Origin of the sequence: Candidatus Pelagibacter communis, from assembly GCF_001179925.1 — a bacterium.
Taxonomy (GTDB): Bacteria; Pseudomonadota; Alphaproteobacteria; order Pelagibacterales; family Pelagibacteraceae; genus Pelagibacter; species Pelagibacter ubique_E.
The window spans coordinates 1-23,508 of record NZ_CVSF01000065.1; the positions used below are offsets into that span (position 1 = coordinate 1).

Sequence of the window (23,508 nt, forward strand, 5' to 3'; positions counted from 1 at the left end):
AGATGGAAATTTAAAAATTAAAAATATTTCACCAAAAATAATTAAAACTGAACTAAATATCCTTAAAAAGATAGGTTCAAAAATAATAGTAAAAAAAAATGAAGTCCAAATTATTGGAAATAAAAAAATTAAAAACATGAAAATTAAAACAGCTCCATATCCAGGATTTCCAACTGATTTACAGGCACAAATGATGGTATTATTATGTAAAGCCAACAAAAGTTCAATTATCCAAGAGGATATTTTTGAAAACAGATTTATGCATGTTGCAGAATTAAACCGAATGGGAGCTAAAATTTTAATCAGTGGTAATAAAGCAATAGTTGAAGGAAATATTGATTTTGCACCAGCTGAATTAATGGCGACCGACTTAAGAGCCTCAGTTTCATTAATATTAGCGGCATTAACAGCAAAAGGAAAATCGATTATTAATAGAATCTATCATCTTGATAGAGGTTATGAAAATATTGAAAAAAAATTAAAAAAGGTTGGTGCTAAAATTAGAAGAGTGAATTAATGGATAAGAAATATTTAGCGAAAATTATTGCTACAGATAATGAGGGTCTTCAAATGATTTCGGCTTGTTGTGCAGGTGCAAAAGTTAAGATCTCAGATATCAAATTTTTACAATCAAATAAAATATTTCTGCTTTCCGTACAGAGAAAAAAAATTGAAACTGGCAAGGAAAATCAAAAAATTAATAGTATCTGTAAATTTGATTATGTTGATCATGTTAAGTCAAAAAATATTGATCAAAAAAATCAAGATTTAGTAATAGAATTAATAGGAATTAATTATCTAAAGAATAAAGAGAATTACGAAATCAATCTTATATTCAATAATAATTCTCATATTTCTTTAACGACAGAGACTATTGAAGTAAGACTAGAAGATCAAAGTGAGGTAAAAAATTTATGAAAATATTAAATAGTAAATCCAAGAATTTTGATCGGCAATTAGATTTATTATTGTCAAAAAGAAAAAATAAAATTCAATCTAACTCTGTTTCAGTAATTAAGATAATCAAAGATGTTAAAAAAAATGGAGATAAAGCTTTATTAAAATATGAAAAAAAATTTAATAAAAATTCAATAATAGTTCCAACTTTAAAAAAGATTTCCAAATCAATTAAAAGTTTAGATAAAAAAGTAAAAAAGGCTATAGATGTTGCCTTTGATCGTATTTATAAATTTCATTCATTACAAAAAATTAAAGATATTTCCTATATTGACAGATTTAAAAACAAACTTGAGTACAAGTATTTACCTATTGAATCTATCGCAATATACGTTCCTGGTTCGTCCGCATCCTATCCTTCGAGTGTGTTAATGAATGCTATACCAGCAATGGTAGCAGGAGTAAAAAGGATCATAATGATCAATCCAAGTAATAAAGGAAAACAAAATCCTGGAGTTTTGTATGCAGCAAGAAAATGTAAAATCAAAGAAATTTATTCTATTGGAGGTCCATCCGCTATTGCAGCAGCAGCTTACGGAACAAAAAATATTAAACCAGTAAATAAAATTGTTGGACCTGGAAATGCCTATGTTGCTGCAGCTAAGAAAGAGGTTTTTGGAGATGTTGGAATTGAAGGAATGACTGCTGGACCATCCGAGGTTACCATTGTATGTGATAAACATTCAAATCCTGTTTGGATAGCTAGTGATTTGATCGGTCAAGCAGAACACGACTTGCTAGCTCAATGTATTTTAATTTCTAGAGATAAGAATTTGATTTACAAAGTTAAGACAGAAATTTTTAAACAATTAAGAAAACTTCCAAGACAATCTGTTGCTAAGCAAAGCATTATGAATAATGGAATTTTAATATATGTTAATTCCGATAAAAAAATTATTGAGATTGTTAATAGAATTGCACCAGAACATCTAGAACTGAATATAAAAAATTATAAATCATTTGTTCCCAAGATTAAAAATGCAGGATCAATTTGTTTAGGTAAATATGCAGTGATGGCAATGACAGATTATAATGTTGGAACTAATCATGTTTTACCAACAAATGGATCAGCAAAATATTCTTCAGGCATAAGTGTAAACGAATTTTATAAAAGAATTTCTTATATTAACTTATCAAAAAAGGGTATTGAAAGTCTTGGACCATCAGTTATAACTCTTGCAAATTATGAAGGGTTGGCAGGACATGCACAATCAATAAAAAAAAGAATTAGGAGAAATTAAATTTGTCAAAACAAGATCTACTTGAATTCAAAGGTAAGGTTATAGACTTATTACCAAACGCAATGTTTAGAGTTCAATTAGAAAAAAATGGTCATATTGTAACAGCGCATACTGCAGGTAAACTTCGAAAAAATAGAATCAGAGTTTTACAAGGAGACAGTGTGACAGTTGAAATGACCCCTTATGATCTCACTAAAGGTAGAATAATTTTTAGGGGATAATTTATAAGGCTGAGTAGCTCAGGAGTAGAGCAGAGCCCTGAAAAGGCTTGTGTCGGAGGTGCGAATCCTTCCTCAGCCACCACCACTTTTCACCTTGAAATAATTAAAAAAGAAATTTATTTTCTATAATATAAATAACAAAAAAGGATTAAAAAAAAAGATGAGTACAATTCAAGGAAAAGTAAAATGGTTTAATGGTAAAAAAGGTTATGGTTTTATCGAAAGAGATGACAAAGAAAAAGACGTATTTTGCCATGCTTCAGCAGTTAAAGCAGCTGGTATGAGATATTTAAATGAAGGTGATAAACTGGAATTTACATTAGAAGATGGACCTAAAGGCCCTTCTGCAGTAAATTTAAAAAAATTAGACTAATTTTTTTAATTAATTTTAAAGGCGTTTATCTATTTAGGTAGACGTCTTTTTTATTTTAAGGTTGATTAATTTTAAATTTTGTCTAAAAAACCGTCCATGATTAAAAACATGACTATTTACGAATTCAATAATAGTACTCTCAGATCAACTGCAAGAGGAACTAGCAGAGGTGTGCATAATCATTTCCATGCTGGCTAAAGCTAGCATTTAATTACATATTATAATTTTAAATCCACATAAAATAAGATAAAAACAAAAAGGATATGCCCGGGTGGTGTAATGGTTAGCACGGAAGTTTGTGGAACTTTAAGTTTGAGTTCGACTCTCAGCCCGGGTACCAAAAAATGAATATAGAAAATAAATTAATTCCCGGGTTACCCCCAGGATTTGAAGATAGATGGAATAAAAAACTTCTTCTCAAAAAAAGACTAATTAAAGTCATTGAGAAAAATTTTATAAAATATGGGTTTGACCCATTAGAAACTCCATCATTTGAAATAAGTGAAAATATAGGATCCTTTCTTGCAGAGGATGATGGTAATCCTATGTCTGATGTATTTTCATTTAGTGATGGTGAAAAAAATATTACTTTAAGATATGATTTATCCAGTCCACTAGCAAGGTTTGTTGCTCAAAATAACCAAGAGCTTCCCTCTGTATATAAAAGATATGCTATTCAAAATGTGTTTAGAAATGAAAAGTCAGGTAATGCACGTTATAGAGAATTTACTCAAGCAGATTGTGATATTGTAGGTAATGTAAATTCAGCTCAGGCAAATGCTGAATTATGCAATCTTGTTGCAAGTACATTAATTGAATGTGGTTTAAACAAAGATCAGTTTACTATCAATGTTAGTAATAGAAAAATTATTCAAGGTTTAATTCAAGATTTAAAAGTTCCTCAGGATAAAGCCATCAAAGTAATGAGAGCTATTGATAAATTAGATAAGCCAGGTTTTGGTTTAAATGGAGTTGAAGATCTTTTGAAAAAAGAGAGAAAAGATAAAAGTGGCGCTATTACTAAAGGAGCTAATTTAAACGATGATCAAGTTTCTCAGATATTAGGTTTTTTAAGCATCAAAGATTTAAATCAATTAAAACAAAAATTTAAAAACTCCCTAACTCAAGAAGGAATTAGAGAACTAGAAGATTTATTCGAAATTTTAAATTTTGGTGAATATCCTAATCAAGTGAAAACCAATTTTACTATTGTAAGGGGTCTTGATTATTATGATGGTTTTTGTGTTGAAACTAATCTAAATTTTAAAGCCAAAAATAATAAGGGCAAAGAAGTCGATATCGGAAGTATCTGTTCAGGCGGACAATACAATAAACTAATATCAAGATTTAAAGGATTAGATATACCAGGGACCGGTATCAGTATTGGTGTTGATAGATTATTATTTGTAATGAGTCAATTAGATCAGGTAGAAATCGATCAACAGAAACCCGTGATTGTTTGCGTAATGGACGAAAAATATTTAAAAAATTATTATAAAATTTTAGAAACTTTAAGAAAAAATAATATTAATTCTGAGATTTTTTTAGATAGTAAAAAAAACCTTGGTAAACAATTAACTTATGCAAACAAAAAAGAATGTCCCGTTGCGGTGATTTGTGGTGAAAACGAATTTAGGGATAATAAAATCACATTAAAGAATCTCCTTGGAATTAAAGGAGAAAATAATCAGAGTACATTTCCAAAGGAAGATCTTATCAATGAAATCAAAAAATATATCTGATAGGATCCTTAGTTCAGTTAAGTCGAGAGGATTTAAACACATTGAATTACCCTCAGTAGTTGAGGCAAATCACATTGTACAGAGATCAGGTGAGAGCTTTAGGAAGTTTATATTTTCATTTATAGACAATACAGGCAATGAATTATGTCTTAGACCCGATCTGACAATAGTCTCATGTCTTAGATATTTAGAAAATAATTTCAAAGGTAAAGAAAAAATATTTTATAATGGGCAAGCCTACAGAAAATCCAAAAATAAAAAAGACTCGATAATTCAAAATCAAGTTGGTTTTGAAATTATTGGATCTCAAGATGAAAAAAATGATGACAAAGAAATAATAAATACATCTCTTAAGTCTCTTCAAAATTTTAAGTTTTCATCAGGCACTCTAACACTTGGTAATGTTGAAATCTTTAATCTTTTAATTTCAAAATTAGATATACCAAAAAGATGGAAATTAAGACTTTCAAGACATTTTTGGAGAGAAGACTATTTTAATGATTTGCTTAAAAGATTAGAAACCAATTCTGATGTAGATCCCACAATTGTTGAGGTAGATAAAAAACGTTATCTCAAAATGTTAAAAAATGATAAATCATTTATTGTTGCAAGTAGAACAATTAAAGAAATTTTAGATAGATTTGATAAAAAAATTAAAGATCCAAGAAGAGCCCGAGAAGGAAGAAATATTTCAAAAATTATTAGGGAATTTTTAAGAATAAAATGTCCAATAAATAAAGCTGCTTATAAACTGAATAAATTTTTTAAAAAAAATAGAATTAATCTAATTGTTGATCAAAAGTATTTTCCTATTTCAAAAAATAAGTTTTCCAAGCTCAATGTAGTTTTCTCAACAGCCTTTGGTAGACAATTAGAATATTACACCGGAATGGTCTTTAAAATAGACATCAAATCCAATTCAAAAATTATTAATTGTTGTAATGGTGGACGTTACGACAAGTTGATCTCAGATCTTGGTTCCAAAAAACAAACACCAGCAGTTGGAGCTGCTATAAATCTTAACCATTAATTATGAAAAATATTATAAATATAGGAATACCAAGTAAAGGACGATTAAGAAAAGATATTTTAAAAATTTTTAATAAAAAAAAATTGAAACTTATTTCTGAAAGGGGAGAAAGGGATTTAATTGGATCAATAAAGAATAAGCATAATATAAAGATTCTTTATTTACACGCACGAGAGATTATAGAGAGATTAGGAGATGGCTCTTTAGATATTGGCTTTTCTGGATTTGATTTATTTAAAGAAAGTGAAATTAACGTGCAGAATAAAATTAATGTTATTAAGAGGCTTAATTTTGGAAAAGCTAATTTAGTAGTGGCTATTCCCGATCCTTGGATTGATGTTCAAACAATTGCTGATCTTGAGGAAATTGCATTTGAGTTTAGAGATAAAAAGAAAAAAAGATTAAGAGTTGCAACGAAATATCCAAATTTAACTAGAGATTTTTTATTTTCAAAAGGGGTAACACAATTTAAACTAGTGGATAGTTTAGGAGCTACAGAGTCTTATCCTTTCACTGGTTCAGCAGAATTAATTACCGACATAACATCTACAGGCGAAACTCTTAGAGCAAACAATTTACGTATTTTAAAAGATGGGGAAATTTTGAGATCTCAAGCATGTATCTTTACATCAAAAAAAAATAGTAAGAAAAAAGGATTAAAAAATTTTATAGGATTACTTTCCAAGTAGTTTGTCTTTAAAATAAATAAGAATAATTTTAATAACATCTAAATTTCTTATTATTGCATAAATACCGATTAAACATATTCCAAAAAATAAAATTAATAATAGATCCATTTTAATTCAAACTTTTACATTTAAAATTTATTACGGTAAATAAAATATAAATTGAAATATAAAAATAGGAGTATAACGTAGGGAATCATGGATATAATAATATTAGGATTAATAGCAGTTATTTTATTGGTAAATATAGCTTTATTTTTTAAGTTCAAAAGCAAACCCAACGATGAGGATAGTAAAGATCAAGAAGTCCTTAAAATTAAGGATGACATTAATAATCTTAAAAATTCATTAGGTGACTCATTTAATAGTATGAGCAAAGAGGTTTCTAAAGATATGACTGCTGCTTTAACTAAAGTAGATGAAAAAGTTGGAAATTTCAATCGACAAGTTCAACTACTTAATCAAAGCCAAGAGGGGATCACTAAAATTTTAGCTGGAGTTAAAAAATATGGAACTTTAGCAGAGTATTCTTTAGGAGCTCTGATGAAAGATTTGCTGCCTGCTTCTCAGTTTATGACTAATGTAAAGATGAAGGAAGATACGAGTGAAAATGTAGAATTTGCAATTAAACTTCAAGGGGACGTTTTAGTACCAATAGACTCACATTTTCCAGTTGAAAAGTTTAGAGCAATAACAGATGCTCATGAAGCAGATGATAAAAAAGCAGCAGCGGACGCTAGAACTAAATTAGCAAGCGCATTTAAAGCTAAAGCAAAAAGTGTTAATGAGAAATATATCGTTCCACCAAAGACAACTGATTTTGCAATTGTTTATGCACCAACTGAAAGTCTTTATAAAGAGTTAACAGAATATCAAGATCCTAGTACCAAGGAATTACTAACTCAAGAATTAATGAAAAAGTACAAAATTGTAATTTGTGGACCTAATACTCTATCAGCTTATTTGCAATCTTTATATATGGGTTTTCAATCATTGAAAGTTCAAAAAGGAGCTACAGAGATATATAATCACTTAAAAACAATCACCACTAGATTTAGCAAACATTTTGACAATATCATTGTGCTTAGAAAAAAATTAGAGGAAGCTATGAGCGTGGTTGATAAGTTTGGTACCGATGCAAGATCAATAAGTAGAACTTTAGAAAATATAAAAGATCCCGAGCAGGTTGAGAAAGCTGTTCAAACAGAAAATGTAGAAAAATTTGTCGAAAGAAATAAACAAACTAAAAATTAATTTCTTTTTTCAAAAAATACCGATTATAAGAAATCACATGCGTTGGAATAAGAAATACAATTATCCAAGATCTACTAAATCAATATTTGGAGGTTCAAGACATTACACAGTCAATCAAGAAAATCTTCCTTCAGTAACAACAATTTTAAAGGCAACTGAATCTGAGGAAAAAAAGGCAAAATTAGAGGAGTGGAAAAAAAGAGTGGGATATAAACAGGCAGAAGTTATTTCTAGGGAGGCAACTAATAGAGGAAGTTCAATGCATGATTATTTAGAAAAATTTTTATTAGGAAAATTAAATTTAGATCTGCTTGGTGATAATTCTCGAGAAAGGATGATGGCTGATCAAATAATCGAAAATGGATTAAGAAATAAATTAAGTGAGATTTGGGGGTGTGAAGCAACTTTATATTATCCAGGAAAATATGCAGGTGCTGCAGATTGTATTGGTATTTATGAAAATAAAGAGAGCTTAATAGATTTTAAAAATGCAAACAAGCCAAAAAAAGATGAGTGGATAGATGACTATTATTTACAATGTGCTGCTTATGCAATGGCACACAACATAGTTTATGGAACAAATATTATACAAGGTGTAATTCTTTTATGTACTAAAGATAATATTTTTCAAAGATTTATAATTGATGGAGAAAGATTTAAAAATTATCAAAATCAATTTATGCAAAAAGTAGAACAATTTTACTCACAAAGGTTAGCAAATTGAATTACGTAGTTTGGGATATTGAAACAGATTCTGCCCAATTAGATTGGGCAACAACTATAGAAGTTGGAGCAATACTTTTGGATGAAAACTTTAAAGAAAAAGATAGATTTTCTACTAGATGTAGGATGCCGCAAGACCGTGTTCCATCTGCTACTGCATTATGTATAAATAAATCAAATGTAGATTTGATTACTAAGGGCAACTTAAGTCACTATCAAATGATAGGCCAAGTTGAAAAAAAATTTAGAGAATGGTCACCCGCAACATTTATGGGTTTTTCAAGTATAGGATTCGATGATGAAATTCTTAGGAGGGAGTTTTTCAAATCATTAAGAAAACCTTACCTAATTAACACAGAGGGCAATACAAGACATGATGCTCTTAATATGATCAAAGCTGCGTTTGCTGTTGATGAAAATATTTTAAAAACAGAGTTGAATCCCAAAGGAAATAAATCTATGAAATTAGAGTCTCTAGCAAGACTAAATGGTTTTGATTCTTCAGGAGCTCATGGAGCCTTATTTGACAGTCAATTAACCGTGAATGTTTTGGGTCTATTAAAGAACAAACAACCAGATTTATGGCACGAGTATTTAAAGACTAAAAGTAAAGTCGTCGTTGAAAATTTAATTAAACAAGAAAAAATGTTTACCATTAATGAGAATTTCTTTGGTAAGAATTATTTATTTTTAGTTGCTCCGCTACATCCAAATTCATGGATGCATCCAGTTTATAAATGGGGACAGGTAGTAAATTTATCTTCAAATATTGAAGATCTTCAAAAACTTAATTATCAAGATTTAAAAAAGGAAATGAAAAAATCACCTCGTTTTTATAAAACAATAAAATCAAATAAAGCCCCTATAATTTTAGATAAAAGTTGGGGTTTAAAAGTTGATCCATATAAAAAAATCGGAATTAATTTATTAAATAAAAGAGCAGAATTAATGAAATCTAATGAAAAATTTTCTCAAGATATATGTAATATTTTAAAAGAGGCGGCAGAGGAAAAAATGGAAACCGCATCCCAAGAGGATTTGGAACCCGAGGAAACAATTTATTCTGGAGGCTTTGATACATTCAACAAAGATGTTCCATTATTTGAGAAGTTTCACTTTTCTGATTGGAAGGATAGATTAGTTTTATTAGATAAATTTAAAGATGATAGGCTAGTTGGATTTGGTCACAACTTAATATTTAATGAGGCACCAGAATTTCTACCAAAAGACATTTACAAAAAGATTAAAAGGAGAATTGCTTCTAGAATTTTAAGTACCAATAAAGAAAAATGGTGGACAGTTTCAGCTTTTTACTCAGAATGCGATGAAATAAGAGAAAACGAAGAAAAAATGTTTGCATTTAAAACAGTTGATGAAAAATTAAAATTTTTGGATGGAATCAATGATTATGTTATGAATTTAGAACAAAAATATTCAGACGCATAATTTAATAAAAAGAAAAAAGTTGTTTTTGACTATTGAAAAATTCATTGAATCTAATATATCAAATTGATTATGATGAATGATTTTAAAGATGAAGATTTTGAAAATAAAATTAAAAACGAAGATGTTTCAGTAATCCAATTTAGTGCCAGCTGGTGCATGCCTTGTAAGAATTTAATTCCTATTATGAATAAGTTTTCAGATGAGTACAAAGATAAAGCAGGATTTTATTATGCAGATATAGAAGATGGTGGAATTAATACCGGAAGTGCTGCAGGGATAAGAGGTGTACCAACTGTCATAATTTATAAAAAAGGTGTTGAGGTAGATAGAAAAGTTGGAGGTGCTCCCGAGAGCCACATGAAAGAGTTTTTAGATAAAAATATTTAATTCAAATTTAAAACTTCACCAGCCAGATACAAAGATCCAGTTATTAAAATTAAATCGTTTTCTTTAAGAGATATTGATTGAATTGCTTCTTTTATACTCTTTTTATATTGAACATTAGGGATATTTTTAAATTTATCTTTTAAATCTTTTCCACTAATTGCATTGGGTTGATTGGGTATATCAATCGTAGTTAATGAGGCAATATTTTTGAAATACGAAATATATTTTTCATGATCTTTATTAGCCATCATTCCTATTATGACATGTTTGTTAGAATTTAAAGATTCAAGATATTCATTTAACACTTTTGATCCTCCGGGGTTATGTGATGAGTCTAGAATAAGCTTATTGTGTTTAATCAAATCTTTTAATTTACCAGATTTAATTTCCTCCAATCTAGCGATGTTAGCCGCTTTTTGAACACCATTTATTATGTGTTGATCTTTAATCTTAATATTTTCTAAAATTCTTAATGTTGCAATAGCTGTGGATGCATTTTCAAGTTGAAAATGACCATTTAAATTTGGCTTTGGAATTTTTAAACCACCAAATTTGTCCTCATAGTAAAAGAAATTATTTTCTTTTAAAACAAAACTATAATCTTCATTAAAGAAATATTTATTAGCTCTATTATCATAAATATTTTTTTTTATACATTTAATAATTTCATTAGAATTTTGTTTTGCAACAACTATATTGTTTTCAAGTAAAGATGAAGTTTTTTCAAAAATAATTCTCTCAATAGTCCTATCGTTTTTTGGGAGCCAATCTAAATGGTCTTCACTACAAGAAGTTACTATATTACAAAGATTTTTTTTTAAAATATTTACAGCATCTCCTCTTCCAAATAGACCAAATTCAGCAATTACAAGATTTTTTTTATATTTTCTACATCCATAAAAGAATGCAGCAGTGAGAGCTTCAAAATATGTTAAAGGCTGACCATTGTTGATCTCTTCAATTTCATTTAATAAATCTGAGAGATCATCATCACTTATCATCTCATCATTATAGATAAATCTTTCATTTAAATGTTTGACGTGAGGTGAGGTATATATATTACATTTAATATTTGCCTCTTTAAGTATTGATCTTAAAAAAGAAATTGTACTTCCTTTTCCGTTTGTTCCACATACTTGGATACAATTTATTTCATCTTGAGGATTTCCTAATTTTGCACAAAGGGTTTTAATACGATTTAAACTAAGATCAATTTCTTTAGGATGCAGCTTTTGTAAGCGATTGACTATTTTCTGAAGTTTCATTTTCTTCAGAATTTATAACAGAATTTTTCTTTAACAATATTGATAATAAAGTTCCAATTATTTTTGATAAATCTTTTCTTTCAACAATTAAGTCTACAAAACCTGTTTTTTCTACATATTCACTTTTTTGAAAACCTTCAGGAAGCTCCTCTTTAACTGTGCCTTGGATCACACGGGCACCTGCAAAAGCAATCAGTGCGCCCGGTTCAGCAATATGAATATCTCCTAACATTGCATATGAAGCTGTAATTCCACCGGCGGTGGGGTCTGTAATACAAACTAAATATGGAAGATTGTTTTTCTTTAATTCATTAATTGCTAAAGTTGATCTGGTCATTTGAGATAATGAAATTAAACTTTCCATCATTCTCATTCCTCCTCCGGCGCTAATACATAAAAAAGGCGTTTGGTTTTCGATTGCATGTTGAATTCCATATAAAAAAGCCTCACCCTCAGCTGCAGCCATCGATGCACCTAAAAAGTCAAAATCTGATGCAACTGCTGTAATTTTGATATTGTTAATAGATCCACTTACAACCATCATTCCGCACTCTAGACCTGTCTTTTTTCTAGCATTTTTTAATCTGTCTTTATAAGATTTTGAGTCAGTCCAATTTAAAGGATCATCTTTTGGAATTGGTGTTTTAAATATCTCATAGTTATTTTTTCCAAATAAAATATCAAATCTTTGTTTTGGATTTATTCTATGATGTTTATTACATTCAGGTTCAGGGCATACCCATAAGTTATCCTCTAAATCTTTTTTTAAAATTGGTCCCTTACAACAAGATGTCCAATCACTGTTAGCTATATCCTCTTTAGTTGCCCTTTTGTGAATAGCAGATTTAATTTTTTCACCTGCTTTTATTATTTTTGTTATCCAATTCATTTAATTTTATTTTTCAATCTTTTCACTACATTAGTAACATTTGTGACAGTATTTTGTCTTTTTTTTATTGAGTTAGTTATTTCTTTACAAATTGCACTTCCGACAACCAATCCATCGGCTTTTTTGAGAGATTTTATAGTTTTTTCAGTAATTCCAAATCCTATTACTACGTTTTTAGATAAATTTTGTTTTTTTATTTTTGAATATTCCTCTAATATTTTTTTAGGGGAAACTTTTAATTTCCCTCCAGTCGTAGACAACATACTTATATAATAAATCATATCATGAGAATTTTTGATAATTTGTTTTAAACGAGTTTTTGATGTAGTAGGTGAAATAAGTTGAATAAAATTAATGTTTTTTTTTTTACATTTTTTAGCAAAAGTCTTATTTTCAGGAAACGGTAAGTCAACAACAATTAGACCATCCACTTTAGACTTTTGACATTTTTTAATGAATTTATTTTCGTTATATTGATAAATCATATTATAATAACCCATCAAAATAATTGGCTTGTCTTTTTTAAGTTTTTTAAATTTAGCTGCAATTAAAAAAACGTCGTTTATTTTAATTCCATTTTTTATAGCTCTATAAGCGCTAGTTTGGATTTGACCGCCATCAGCGATTGGTGTGTTATGAGGAAAGCCTAATTCACAAATATCAGCATATTTAGAAATTGATTTTAGAATTTCTAATGATTTTTTTTTTGTGTTATCTCCAGCAACTGTATATGTGAGTAAAGCTGGTCTATTTTCACTCTTTGTAATTTTAAATGTTTGATGAATTAAAGAATTATTCATTAATATTTTCCCAACCGCGCTTTCAGTATATCTCTATCTTTTTTTGCATCCCCACAAGAATTTACAATACAAATTGTCTCTTTGCTTAATTTGGGAGCAATTTTAATCGCCTCTGCAAAAGCGTGACTAGGTTCTAAACTAGGATTTAATTTTTCGAATTTAGTCACTAATTTATATGCATTTAATGCTTCTTCATCAGTTGCAAAAGTATATCTTGCTCTTTTTGTATCTTTTAAAAAACAATGAATTGGACTTACTCCAGGATAGTCTAAACCAGCACTAATTGACTCTGTTTCGTGAATTTGACCTTCATTATTTTGACAAACATAAGATGCTGCACCGTGTAGGATCCCAATTTTAGCATTTCTACTTAGAGGCGCAGCATGTAATTTTGAATTTTTTGGACCACCTGCCTCAACACCAATTAATTCAATCTGTTTTTTATTATAATCAATAAATTCACTCCAAAAACCATAAGCAGAACTACCACCCCCTACACAATTGATAAGCTTAATTATTTTTGGCATTTTTTTAAATTCTTCAATTAATTGAGATTTTAATTCTCTAGAAATTTGAGCAGTGCTCCATCCACAAATTTTTACAAAAATATTTGGTCCAACTGTGGAGCCCACACACATATGAGTATTATCACAGTTAGATACCCAATATCTCATACATTCACTTACAGCATCAACTAGTGTTTGACTTCCAGAATAAACAGGCACAATTACCGCACCATTTTTTCTCATTGCATCACAATTAGGTTTTTGTCTTTGTATATCTTTTGCACCCATAAAAATTTTACATTTAAGGCCAAATTTTTTAGCAGCCATACTTAACATTTTACCTGCATATCCTGCCCCAGTATCCCCTACAATATATTTTTTACCCATGGCTTTACATATCAAGGCATGGACAGTAGCGTTATATATTTTATGAGCTCCACCATTAGCTTCTGAAACTACTTTTGCCCAAATTTGTGCCCCTCCTAAGTGGCTCGATAAATTTTCTAATTTTACAAATGAAGTGGGAGAACCGACATAATTTTGAAAGTAAAAATCCCTTTTCTTTATGAATTTTTTATTTTTTCTAAGTTTTTCAAATTTTATTGTTAGGTCCTCAATTGGTTTTTTGAGAGTTTCAGGAATGAAACTACCACCAAATTTTCCACCCCAAAATCCATATTTGTCATGTTGATCAATTAAGGGAACGTTTTTTTTAAGTTTCATATTATAAATTTTTCATTTTATTTAAAAAAATTTCTATTTTAGAAATATCTTTTAATCCATCAGTTTCTAACCCACCAGATATATCAACAATATGTGCTATTTTTTTTAGATTTTCAAGATTATCATCAATTTGAACATTGCCAGCAATCATAACTTCTTTATTTAGATTCAATTTTTCTATAAGTGCGTGATCAAATGACATACTATTTTCATATCCCTTACTATCAAATAAATAGATGTCTGTTGTATCAATAAATTTTTTATATTCATTTACATCTTCAATATCATTTACAGTTATTGCAGTAATAATTTTTTTTTTATATTTTTCTTTTATTGATTTTATTTTACTAGGTTCACAATTATAAAGTTGATAATAATCAAATGGTAGCTCTTTAATCTCCTCTAGAATATCTTGATTAGGATTTACGAGGACTGCAACATAAAAGGAATTTTTTTTTTCAACTTTCAAAAGATCTTTTAATTTTTTGATATCAACATATCTTTTTGATTTTGGATAATTAACTATAAAGCCTACAAACTGTGGTGGGTAGTTATGATTTACTATAAAATTTAATACCTTAGTGTCTGAAACACCACAAATTTTTGATTTTAGGATCATTGACTTAAATGATCAATTAATGTTTGCATGTTTTTTCTTATATTGCCCTTAGTGATGGGCCTTCCTATTACAAGCCAATCACTTCCATTTTTATAAGCTTGTTGAGGGGTTAAAGTTCTAATTTGATCATTTGTTTTTGAATTAAATCTTATTCCAGGTGTAATTATTTCTTTTTTGAAAACTTTTTTTACTATTTTTACTTCTTGAGCGCTACATACAATAGCATCTAATTTTGCTTTACTTGCCAATCTAGCTTGATCAAGAACTACTTTCTTAATATCTTTATTAAATCCTATTTCTCTTAAAGCTTGATTATCTAATGATGTTAAAATTGTTACACCTACTAATTTAGTTTTTCCAGCAATTTTCTTTGCAGCTTTAATCGCCTTTAATCCTGAACTAATATGAATCGTTAAATAGTTTACTTTTAAATCTTTAATTGCTCTAATTGTTGAAATACAGGTATTAGGAATATCGTGAATTTTAAGATCAGCAAAAACAATCTTATTTTTTAATTTAGATATAAAATTTCGTCCATTTTTGGAGTTCAAAAATTCCAATCCAAATTTGTAACCAACTTTAATTTTAGAATTTTGTGTTTTACTGATTATTTTTTTTACTTTAGAAATGTTATTACTGTCGCAAGCTACAAATATTTTATTCTTCTTCATTATTTATTTTTTTAAACAAGTCTTTTGACATTTTGAAGTGAATTGTTTTCTTTTCTGGTGTATGGACTTTTTCACCAGTTTTAGGGTTTCTTGAAATTCTAGCTTTTTGTTTATTTGTTGAAAAAACACCAAAACCGCGTAGTTCTACTCTTTCACCACGTCTTAAAGTTTTTTTAATTTCTTTTAATATAATATTCGTAAATTTTTCTAAATCTTTTTTTAAAAAATTTGGATAATTTTGTGAAATTTGTTTAAGAAGCTTTGATTTTACAATAGCCAAATTTATCTTCTCTTATAATTATTCTTTATTCTCATCTTTTTTTTTAAGATCCTCTGATAAAGATGAAAAAGGCAAGTTTTTACCTGACCCCTCTGACCCATATTTCTCTAAAGCTTCTTTTTTCTCAATCTCTTCAAGAAGTTTTATGCTTAATGTCACCTTTCTTTTTTCAAAATCAAGCTCAGCAATTGCACAATCTATTCTTTCACCCCCTGTAAATCTAGAAGGTCTTGCATCAGCTGCATTTATTGCAATTTGTGATTTTTTGATTTGAAAATCCATCTGGCAATTTTCTGGTCTGACAACTAAGCCTTTATTATCAGTAGATATAATTTTAACAGTAATAATTTGATTTTCTTTTTTGTCTTTGAACCAGTCGAATGGATCTGTTTGAGTTTGTCTTAATCCAACTCTAATTTTCTGATCAGAAGATTTAATTTCTAAGACTTTAACCTTAATTTTATCTCCTTTTTTATATTTAGCTAGCTCTTCCTCTCCGTTATTTAAGTATGTTAGATCGTTACAATGTAAGAAAGCATCAATATCTAAATCTCCTACCTTAACAAAAAGGGAATATTCATTTTTATTTACCACTTCACCTTCAACAATTGTCCCTTCAGGATATTTTTTATTAAAAGTATCAAAAGGATTTTCTTGTGTTAAACGGTGAGATATAGCTACTCTTCTTTTTTCTTTGTCTATTTCGGTAATTACACAGTCAATTTCATCTCCAACTTTAAACATTTTTTTCACAGACACATTCTTTTTTGTCCAACTTAATTGACTAGAATGAAGTAGGGTTGATAAGCCAGGCTCTAATTCACAAAACGCACCGAAATCCATTAACTTAATAACTTTAGCTTTATATACTTTTTTTAATTCATAGTTTTCAATATGTTCAAAAGGATCTGGTGAAAGTTGTTTTACGGAGCAACCAACTTGTAATTTTTCTTTATCAACAGATATTACTTTTAAATCATGTTTTTCACCAATATTAAACACCTCATCTGGATGATTAACTCTAGAATATGAAATTTCTTGTAAATGAACTAATACATCGAGTTCGTTATTCACGTTAAAAAAACATCCGAATGAACTATAGCCTTTAACTTCCGCACCTTTAATTATGTCTCCAACTTTGTATTTTTCGATAATCTTTGCCTTGTCCTCTTTTTTAAATGATGAAATAATTTCTCTTCGTGAAACGCAAGCATTGCCTCTAACTTTATCTAATTTAATTAATGCAAATTTTTGGGGCTCGTTCATCAAATGACTAATGTCTTTTAGTGGTTTGTCACTAATTTGTGATCCAGGCAAAAACATTAAAGAGCCAGTATCAATATGCTCTACTATGCAACCACCTTTACATTTAGACGTAATTTTTCCCATGATTGGTTCATTTTTTTCATAAGCCTCAACTAATTTATCCCAACCTTTAATTTTTTGTGCTTTACTTGCAGATACTAATATTTCACCATTTTTGTCCTCTATTTTTTCTAATAAAACTGGAATTGTTTCACCTACTTTAATTTTATCAGTTAAACCCATACTCTTAAGTTCATTAATATCTAACACTGGTTCACTTTTAAGTCCTTCCACGAAAAGAAATACAAACTTTTCAGTTACTTTATTAATTTTACCATTAATAATTTTTCCTTCTTCGATACTAATTTTAGAAAGTTGGCTATTTAATAATTTTTCAAATTCTTTTGACGCTGGACTAGATAAATCTTTATATATTTCCATTAATAAGTTAATTCCTATCTGTTTTTTTAAAAACACGAACTTTTATATAAAATTATAGACTTCATCAATACTGAATTTGAATTAATTTTTTTTGAAATCATTGAATATTCAGGTTTTTTTTGCAGTATTTTAGCTAAACTTGCCACCTAGACTTTTAATTTTACCCATAAATGTGGGAAAAGAGGTATTAATACTATCCTTTGAAGAAATTGACCAATCACCACCAAAAGCTAGTGCTGCTATTACACTTGTCATGAACACTCTGTGATCTTTCAAAAATTTTTTTATGACGATTTTCTTTTTAACTTGTAAATTTGGATTTCCATATATTTTAATACTGTCTTTTTTCAAAATATTCTTAACTCCTAGTTCATTCAATATCTTTGAACCCCATAATAATCTTGGGCTCTCTTTTTGATCTAATTCTGATAAATCTTTGAAATAAGAAATTCCCTTTGCTTTAGCTGCAACTAAAAAAATTAACATAAATTCATCTATTGCTGATGTATTTAAATAAGTTGGGCAGTTAATTGATTTTAATGATTTTTTACTTTGTACTAATATATCTGCTATTTTTTCGCCTTTATAAACTTTACGATTTTGTAGTTTAACATTTACTCCCATTTTCATTAATATTTTAAGAACACCAATTCTTGTAGGATTTACATTAACATTTTTGATTTTTAATTTCGAATTTTTTGATAATGCAGTCAAAACTATAAAAAAAGCTCCAGAACTTATATCTGAGGGAATTTTATAATTTAGTGGTTTTATTTTTTTTTTCCCTTTTATCTTTATCAAATCAATATTCTTTTTTTTATTTACTTTTATTCTTAATTTTAAAAATTGAAATAATTTTTCAGAATGATTTCTTGATTCTTTTGCTTTTATAATTGTTTCTCCATAAGTATTTAACGCTGCTAACATAACTGCACTTTTGCATTGTGCAGAACCTTTGGTTTCATTATATTTTATCGGGTAAGATTGATTTGTACCTTTTACAACGATTGGTAATTTGCCAGAATTAGATTTAAAACTTGCACCAAATTTTTTTAAGGGTTTTATTACTCTATAAAAATCTCTTTTAGATAAACTTTTATCCCCGATTATTTTAATTTCATTTTTCGAATGAACTAATAATCCCATAATTAATCTTGCTAGAGTTCCAGAATTACCTGCATTAAGAGTGACATTTTTTTTATATTTAAATCCATTTAGACCTAAACCAATTATTTCACATGTGTCTTTTTTAAAATTAATTTTAATACCTAATTTTTTTAAACAATTAAGAGTGCTAAACACATCCTCAGACTTTAAAATATTTTGAGCGGAGGATTTGCCAATAGCTTGAGAAGCTAATAACGCCCATCTAATAGATAAACTTTTATCTCCTTCAATTTCTAAAGTTTTATTGAAAGGTTTTATGATCTTTTTAATATGGATAACATTATTCATTTTAATTAAGTTTTAACTTATTTTGAAAGAGTCACCAAAATATACATTTTTAGCATCTATATTTTGAATTAAGTCTGAGGGAGTTCCATGTGCAACTACTTTTCCATTATGAATTATTGCAGCAGTATCAACGCATGCTAATAAATCTCTTGCTTGGTGATCGCACAAAATAATAGAGATGTTGTTAAAAGTTTGAAGATCGACAATGATTTTTTGTAATATCTTTATTGTCATCACATCGAGAGCTGCAAATGGTTCATCCAATAAAAGTATTTTAGGATCAGAAATTAAAGCTAAAGCTATAACCAGTTTTTTTTTCTGACCCCCGGATAAAAACTCAGCTTTAATATCTCTAATTGGGTCTAACTCAAAATTAGAAATTAAAGAGTTTATTTTTTCTTCTCTGTAACTTAAATTTTCAATAGTAATTTCTGCAATTGCCTTAAGATTTTCGTAAACAGTTAAATCATGGAAATAACCACCATTTTGCGGGACAAAACCAATTTTAAAAGCAAGGGTTCTTTGATAGATTGGAAATTTATTAATATTTTCAGAATTTATAAATATAGAACCGAAGCTTGGATTAAGTAAGCCAATAATTATATTAAATATTGTCGATTTACCCACTCCGTTTGGTCCAAGCAAACCTAAAATTTGTCCATCACCCAATTCTAAGTTGAGATTATCTAAAATTATTTTTCTACCAAATTTAAATGAAATTTTATCCAATTTTAGGATAACTTTTTTTTTTTTAAAAGATTTAATTCTAAATTTTTTAATGTTAGACATTTTTTAATTTTTATTTAGTTGCACTTTATCGTTTTCATTATTCATATAAATATCAATTTTTTTTGTAATTAAATTTATCTTAATATTATCAGATAAAATTGAACCTTGCGATCCTTCATAACGAACATTTTCAAATATTTTAGCTATATTATTTTCAAAATCTAGATCAGCCTTATCTGAAAATATTTTATTATTCATATATTCAATTGAAACGTTATTTCTAAATTTAGTACTATAGTTATCATTATTATAATCAGCATTATCAGATTTGATTATCAAAGGAATTCTATTTTGGTCTATAATTAAAGCTTTTACTTTTTGCATTTTGATTATTTCAGAATTGTTAGAATTAATTAGTTCACTTAAATCTGATGTTATAATATATTGTTTATTTTGATCTAAATTCACCTCATATTTTAAATTTTTTATTAAATTATTCTCTGTTTTAGAAATTATTTGATCATTTAGATTATCTGATTTGACTATAATTTCATTATTTTTAGATAAATATAATTTGTTAAAAAAAAATAAAGTTAATATCACAATAAAAAAAAGAGAAAATTGAACAATTCTTTTCATTAATTAAGTTATTTCAACGTGTTAATAAGATTATGAATATGGATTACTCCAATAGTTTTTTTCTTATTCTCTTTACTATAAACACATACATTTGTAATTTTTTTTTTATTCATTTGATTGAGTATATCAGTGGCTAATGTATTTTTTTCAACAATAATAGGCTTTTTTGTCATAAACGTTTTGATTTTTAAATTATCAATAAATTTCTTTTTTTGAACAAGTCTTTTTAAGTCACCATCAGTAAAAACACCTGTATTTAAACCTTGGTCATTTACAACTACTAAAAACCCAAGTTTTTTTGAATTTAAAATTTTTAAAGCGTTTTTCATAATTTCATTATGATTTACAAAAGGTATTTTATTTTTAATCAACATTACATCAAATGCCGTTTTTAGTTTATTTCCTAAATTTCCTGCAGGATGAAATTTTTTAAAATCAAGCTTACTGAATTTTTTTTCTCTCATTGAAGCGATAGCTAATGCATCGCCTAAACATAATTGAGCCGTTGTACTTGACGTAGGTACTATTCCTAATCCAGACTCTTTTACTTCTGGTATAAATAATTTGATGTTTGCAGATTTAAATAGAGTTGAGTCTTTATTTGAAACTATTCCTATTAAAGTAATCTTATTTAGTTTTGCATATTTTATTATATCTTTTAATTCTTTAGTATTTCCCGAGTAGCTTACTAATATTAATAAATCTTTATTTGTAATTCTCCCTAAATCTCCATGAGAACAATCATTAGCCGAAATTGAAAAAGATGGACTTCCAACAGAGGATAAAGTAGCAGATATTTTTGAAGCAATTTTTCCACTTTTTCCTACACCACAAATTATTATTTTAGACTTACATTTTGTTATTGCTTTTACAGCTTCATTAAAAGAGTCATTTATTGAATATTTCAATTTTTTTAAAGCTTTTATTTGAAGATCAATAACTTCAATTCCAGTTTTACTTATTTGGTTTTTCATTTTATTTAGTGTGACCAGATATCATCTTTAAATGAGGCTAAATCAAGCTCAACCCTTGTTTTTAAAAATTTTATACAATTTTGATAAAGTTCTATTCTGTTTTCTCTTTCCAGTATTTTATTTAATTCATTATGAATTTTATGAAGATAAATAACATCATTAGCACAATATTTGAGCTGAGCGGGAGTTAATTCTCCCCCAAAATCAGAATTTTGAAATTGTTTACTTATGTCAATATTCATAAATTCTTTTATTAATGTTTTCAGTGAATGGTTGTCTGAGTAAGATCGCGCCAATTTAGATGCTATTTTTGTATCTAATATATTGTTAGTGTCAGTTTTTAAGTAATACTTAATATGCGCCATATCGGCTCTTCCAAAATGAAAAATTTTAGTAACACTATTATCTGAAAGAATCTTAGTTAAATTTGGTGCGTTATAAGTTTTTCTGTCAAGTTGAACAATATGAGCGTCAGAGTTTCCTGTTGAAAGCTGTATTAAGCACAAAGGATCTCTTCTAACATTTAATCCCATAAACTCACCGTCTACTGCTATTACATTGCCTAACTTTAAATCATCTGGTAAATCAGTCTTGTGCAATTTAATATCAATATTCATTTTTAACATATATATATGAAACCTAAAAATTGTCTAATTTTTGGTGGGAGTGGTCAGATTGGGAGACACTTAATAAGAAAATTAACCAAAAATAATATTAAAGTAACAGTCGTAACTCGAAACATTCATCAAAAAAGTTATATTATCAAAACACAAGGAAACGCAGGATTTATAGATATTGTTGAGGCGAATATTTATGATGAAAAGAAACTTAGGGATTTATTTTCTAAAGCAGATTATTGTATAAATTTAGTAGGTATTTTATTTGAAAAAAGAAAAGGAAACACATTTTTTAATATTCATACACTTTTTCCATCTTTATTAGCAAAATTAGCCAAAGAATTTAAATTAAAAAACTTAATTCATTTATCTGCTTTGGGTATAAATGATGCATATGACAGCGATTATGCAAAGAGTAAATTAGAGGGTGAAAAAAAAATTTTGAATAATTTTCCTCTTGCAACAATTCTTAGACCATCCATAGTGTATTCTGTAGATGATAATTTCACAACTAATTTTATGACAATTCTAAATAGACTTCCAGTATTTCCTCTTTATTATTCTGGTAAAACAAAATTTACTCCTATTCATTGTTCAGATTTAACAGATATAATTTTTTATGTTATCTCAAATAATATTAATTCAAAAATTATTGAATGTGTTGGTCCAGAGATAATTACATTCAAAAACATTATTGAGAGATTATTAAAACTAATTGATAAAAAAAGAATTTTATTACCTATGCCATTTCCTTTAGCTTCTTTTTCAGCAAAAATTTTTCAATTAATGCCCAATCCATTACTTACGGAAGATCAATTAAGACTCCTAAAATATGATAATGTACTTTCAAAAAAATATAAAAGTAATTTCGATATAGGAGTACCTAGTAAAAAATTTTTTAATGAAGAAGTGAAAAAATATTGTTACATGTGGCGTGAGGGTGGTCAATTTTCAACTGAAAAGTATTTATCTAACAAAAATTCGTAATAAAAATCAAAAAAATTAAGCAGATTGAATTTTTTTTTCAATAAATTCTGGAACCTCTTCTTTATCTGAGGAATCTTCTTTTTTTCCTTTAGGTTGGTAAGCGTATAGCACATGAAGTTTACAATATGAAAAATCTTTTAATGAAGTCCTACCGCAAAAATAAAAGTTTTTTTCATCTGGGTGGCCTATTGGCCATTTACAGGAATTTTCATCTAATTCTTCTAATTGTTTTGGATTTTCAGGTTCAAAATCTTTTTCAATGAGCAATGATCTAAATTTATTTTTTCTAGTTCTTCTTGATTTTATTTTGTTAACTTCAATTGAACTTTCAAAATTCTTATTCGATGTAGCTGATCTAGTTTTTATTTTTGCAGATAAATTTAATCTGTGAGCTTTACCAATAACTGCATTCCTGCTAATACCACCAATAATTTCAGCAATTTGGCTTGCTGTGTTACCTTTGCCCCATAATTCTTTCAATTTTGCTACTTTTTCATCTGTCCAACCCATAATCAATTAACTATATATTGTATTTATTTATTTATTAA

26 protein-coding genes, 2 tRNA genes and 1 pseudogene are annotated in these 23,508 nt (G+C 28.0%); 15 read left to right on the forward strand and 14 right to left on the reverse strand.

Features of this window, described 5'->3' with window-relative positions:
* From AMN70_RS04145 to AMN70_RS04210, 14 genes and pseudogenes are all read left to right on the forward strand, one after another.
* Positions 1-517 (forward strand): annotated as a pseudogene (locus tag AMN70_RS04145) (UDP-N-acetylglucosamine 1-carboxyvinyltransferase); the annotation flags it as partial.
* Positions 517-918 carry a DUF2948 family protein gene (locus AMN70_RS04150; RefSeq protein ID WP_075502054.1) on the forward strand — a complete coding sequence of 134 codons (402 nt, stop codon included), beginning with the start codon at positions 517-519 and terminating at the stop codon, positions 916-918. The pseudogene AMN70_RS04145 and the gene AMN70_RS04150, both read left to right, overlap by 1 nt.
* Positions 915-2,198, forward strand: coding sequence for a histidinol dehydrogenase (gene hisD / locus AMN70_RS04155; RefSeq protein ID WP_075502056.1), 1,284 nt, complete (start codon positions 915-917; stop codon positions 2,196-2,198). The genes AMN70_RS04150 and hisD overlap by 4 nt, the downstream gene beginning before the upstream one ends.
* A 2-nt stretch (positions 2,199-2,200) precedes the next feature.
* Positions 2,201-2,419, forward strand: a complete 219-nt coding sequence (infA, locus tag AMN70_RS04160) for a translation initiation factor IF-1 (protein WP_075502058.1) — start codon at positions 2,201-2,203, stop codon at positions 2,417-2,419.
* Between the two features lie 7 nt (positions 2,420-2,426).
* A tRNA-Phe gene (locus AMN70_RS04165) sits at positions 2,427-2,501 on the forward strand.
* A gap of 78 nt (positions 2,502-2,579) precedes the next feature.
* The gene (locus AMN70_RS04170) at positions 2,580-2,792 is read left to right on the forward strand and encodes a cold-shock protein (protein ID WP_075502060.1); all 213 of its coding nucleotides are present in this window, start codon (positions 2,580-2,582) and stop codon (positions 2,790-2,792) included.
* Positions 2,793-3,057: 265 nt separating this feature from the next.
* Positions 3,058-3,132: transfer RNA gene (locus AMN70_RS04175), tRNA-His, on the forward strand.
* A 4-nt stretch (positions 3,133-3,136) separates the two neighbouring features.
* Positions 3,137-4,534: a histidine--tRNA ligase gene (gene hisS, locus AMN70_RS04180; RefSeq protein WP_075502062.1), complete on the forward strand. Its 1,398-nt coding sequence runs from the start codon at positions 3,137-3,139 to the stop codon at positions 4,532-4,534.
* A complete protein-coding gene (locus tag AMN70_RS04185) occupies positions 4,512-5,564 on the forward strand; it encodes an ATP phosphoribosyltransferase regulatory subunit (protein ID WP_075502064.1) in 1,053 nt (350 codons plus the stop codon). Before hisS ends, AMN70_RS04185 begins: the two co-directional genes overlap by 23 nt.
* Entirely contained in the window at positions 5,564-6,253 is a 690-nt protein-coding gene (gene hisG, locus AMN70_RS04190; RefSeq protein ID WP_082255078.1) for an ATP phosphoribosyltransferase, read from the forward strand. Before AMN70_RS04185 ends, hisG begins: the two co-directional genes overlap by 1 nt.
* Before the next feature lie 195 nt (positions 6,254-6,448).
* Positions 6,449-7,504: a DNA recombination protein RmuC gene (locus AMN70_RS04195; protein ID WP_075502068.1), complete on the forward strand. Its 1,056-nt coding sequence runs from the start codon at positions 6,449-6,451 to the stop codon at positions 7,502-7,504.
* Positions 7,505-7,541: 37 nt separating this feature from the next.
* Positions 7,542-8,228: a hypothetical protein gene (locus AMN70_RS04200; RefSeq protein ID WP_075502117.1), complete on the forward strand. Its 687-nt coding sequence runs from the start codon at positions 7,542-7,544 to the stop codon at positions 8,226-8,228.
* Positions 8,225-9,673: an exonuclease domain-containing protein gene (locus AMN70_RS04205; protein WP_075502070.1), complete on the forward strand. Its 1,449-nt coding sequence runs from the start codon at positions 8,225-8,227 to the stop codon at positions 9,671-9,673. The genes AMN70_RS04200 and AMN70_RS04205 overlap by 4 nt, the downstream gene beginning before the upstream one ends.
* Before the next feature lie 72 nt (positions 9,674-9,745).
* Entirely contained in the window at positions 9,746-10,060 is a 315-nt protein-coding gene (locus tag AMN70_RS04210) for a thioredoxin family protein (RefSeq protein ID WP_256998036.1), read from the forward strand.
* Here the strand turns inward: AMN70_RS04210 and AMN70_RS04215 are convergent.
* The 13 genes from AMN70_RS04215 to AMN70_RS04275 form a co-directional block, all read right to left on the reverse strand.
* Positions 10,057-11,325: a bifunctional folylpolyglutamate synthase/dihydrofolate synthase gene (locus AMN70_RS04215; protein WP_075502074.1), complete on the reverse strand. Its 1,269-nt coding sequence runs from the start codon at positions 11,323-11,325 to the stop codon at positions 10,057-10,059. The genes AMN70_RS04210 and AMN70_RS04215 overlap by 4 nt on opposite strands.
* Complete coding sequence (locus AMN70_RS04220; RefSeq protein WP_075502076.1) at positions 11,279-12,214, reverse strand: acetyl-CoA carboxylase carboxyltransferase subunit beta; 936 nt, start codon at positions 12,212-12,214, stop codon at positions 11,279-11,281. Before AMN70_RS04220 ends, AMN70_RS04215 begins: the two co-directional genes overlap by 47 nt.
* A complete protein-coding gene (trpA, locus tag AMN70_RS04225; protein WP_075502078.1) occupies positions 12,211-13,014 on the reverse strand; it encodes a tryptophan synthase subunit alpha in 804 nt (267 codons plus the stop codon). The genes AMN70_RS04220 and trpA overlap by 4 nt, the downstream gene beginning before the upstream one ends.
* Positions 13,014-14,243: a tryptophan synthase subunit beta gene (locus AMN70_RS04230; protein WP_075502080.1), complete on the reverse strand. Its 1,230-nt coding sequence runs from the start codon at positions 14,241-14,243 to the stop codon at positions 13,014-13,016. The genes trpA and AMN70_RS04230 overlap by 1 nt, the downstream gene beginning before the upstream one ends.
* Before the next feature lies 1 nt (position 14,244).
* Complete coding sequence (locus AMN70_RS04235; RefSeq protein ID WP_075502083.1) at positions 14,245-14,862, reverse strand: phosphoribosylanthranilate isomerase; 618 nt, start codon at positions 14,860-14,862, stop codon at positions 14,245-14,247.
* Positions 14,859-15,533, reverse strand: coding sequence for an orotidine-5'-phosphate decarboxylase (gene pyrF, locus AMN70_RS04240; protein ID WP_082255079.1), 675 nt, complete (start codon positions 15,531-15,533; stop codon positions 14,859-14,861). The genes AMN70_RS04235 and pyrF overlap by 4 nt, the downstream gene beginning before the upstream one ends.
* Complete coding sequence (locus AMN70_RS04245; RefSeq protein WP_075502086.1) at positions 15,520-15,813, reverse strand: HU family DNA-binding protein; 294 nt, start codon at positions 15,811-15,813, stop codon at positions 15,520-15,522. The genes pyrF and AMN70_RS04245 overlap by 14 nt, the downstream gene beginning before the upstream one ends.
* Before the next feature lie 18 nt (positions 15,814-15,831).
* On the reverse strand, positions 15,832-17,559 hold the full coding sequence (locus AMN70_RS04250; protein ID WP_075502119.1) for a S1 RNA-binding domain-containing protein: 1,728 nt from the start codon (positions 17,557-17,559) through the stop codon (positions 15,832-15,834).
* Positions 17,560-17,688: 129 nt separating this feature from the next.
* On the reverse strand, positions 17,689-19,014 hold the full coding sequence (aroA, locus tag AMN70_RS04255; RefSeq protein ID WP_082255080.1) for a 3-phosphoshikimate 1-carboxyvinyltransferase: 1,326 nt from the start codon (positions 19,012-19,014) through the stop codon (positions 17,689-17,691).
* Positions 19,015-19,026: 12 nt separating this feature from the next.
* Positions 19,027-19,803: an ATP-binding cassette domain-containing protein gene (locus AMN70_RS04260; protein WP_075502088.1), complete on the reverse strand. Its 777-nt coding sequence runs from the start codon at positions 19,801-19,803 to the stop codon at positions 19,027-19,029.
* Positions 19,804-19,806: 3 nt separating this feature from the next.
* Positions 19,807-20,382, reverse strand: coding sequence for an LPS export ABC transporter periplasmic protein LptC (gene lptC, locus AMN70_RS04265; RefSeq protein ID WP_075502090.1), 576 nt, complete (start codon positions 20,380-20,382; stop codon positions 19,807-19,809).
* 8 nt (positions 20,383-20,390) lie between these two features.
* Entirely contained in the window at positions 20,391-21,356 is a 966-nt protein-coding gene (locus tag AMN70_RS04270) for a KpsF/GutQ family sugar-phosphate isomerase (RefSeq protein ID WP_075502091.1), read from the reverse strand.
* Positions 21,357-21,361: 5 nt separating this feature from the next.
* Positions 21,362-21,973 carry a ribonuclease D gene (locus AMN70_RS04275; protein ID WP_082255081.1) on the reverse strand — a complete coding sequence of 204 codons (612 nt, stop codon included), beginning with the start codon at positions 21,971-21,973 and terminating at the stop codon, positions 21,362-21,364.
* Positions 21,974-21,988: 15 nt separating this feature from the next.
* Between AMN70_RS04275 and AMN70_RS04280 the strand changes: the two genes are divergently transcribed.
* Positions 21,989-22,960 carry a complex I NDUFA9 subunit family protein gene (locus AMN70_RS04280; RefSeq protein ID WP_075502093.1) on the forward strand — a complete coding sequence of 324 codons (972 nt, stop codon included), beginning with the start codon at positions 21,989-21,991 and terminating at the stop codon, positions 22,958-22,960.
* Between the two features lie 15 nt (positions 22,961-22,975).
* Here the strand turns inward: AMN70_RS04280 and AMN70_RS04285 are convergent, their stop codons facing one another.
* The gene (locus tag AMN70_RS04285) at positions 22,976-23,470 is read right to left on the reverse strand and encodes a GcrA family cell cycle regulator (protein WP_075502095.1); all 495 of its coding nucleotides are present in this window, start codon (positions 23,468-23,470) and stop codon (positions 22,976-22,978) included.
* Positions 23,471-23,508 lie beyond the last annotated feature (38 nt).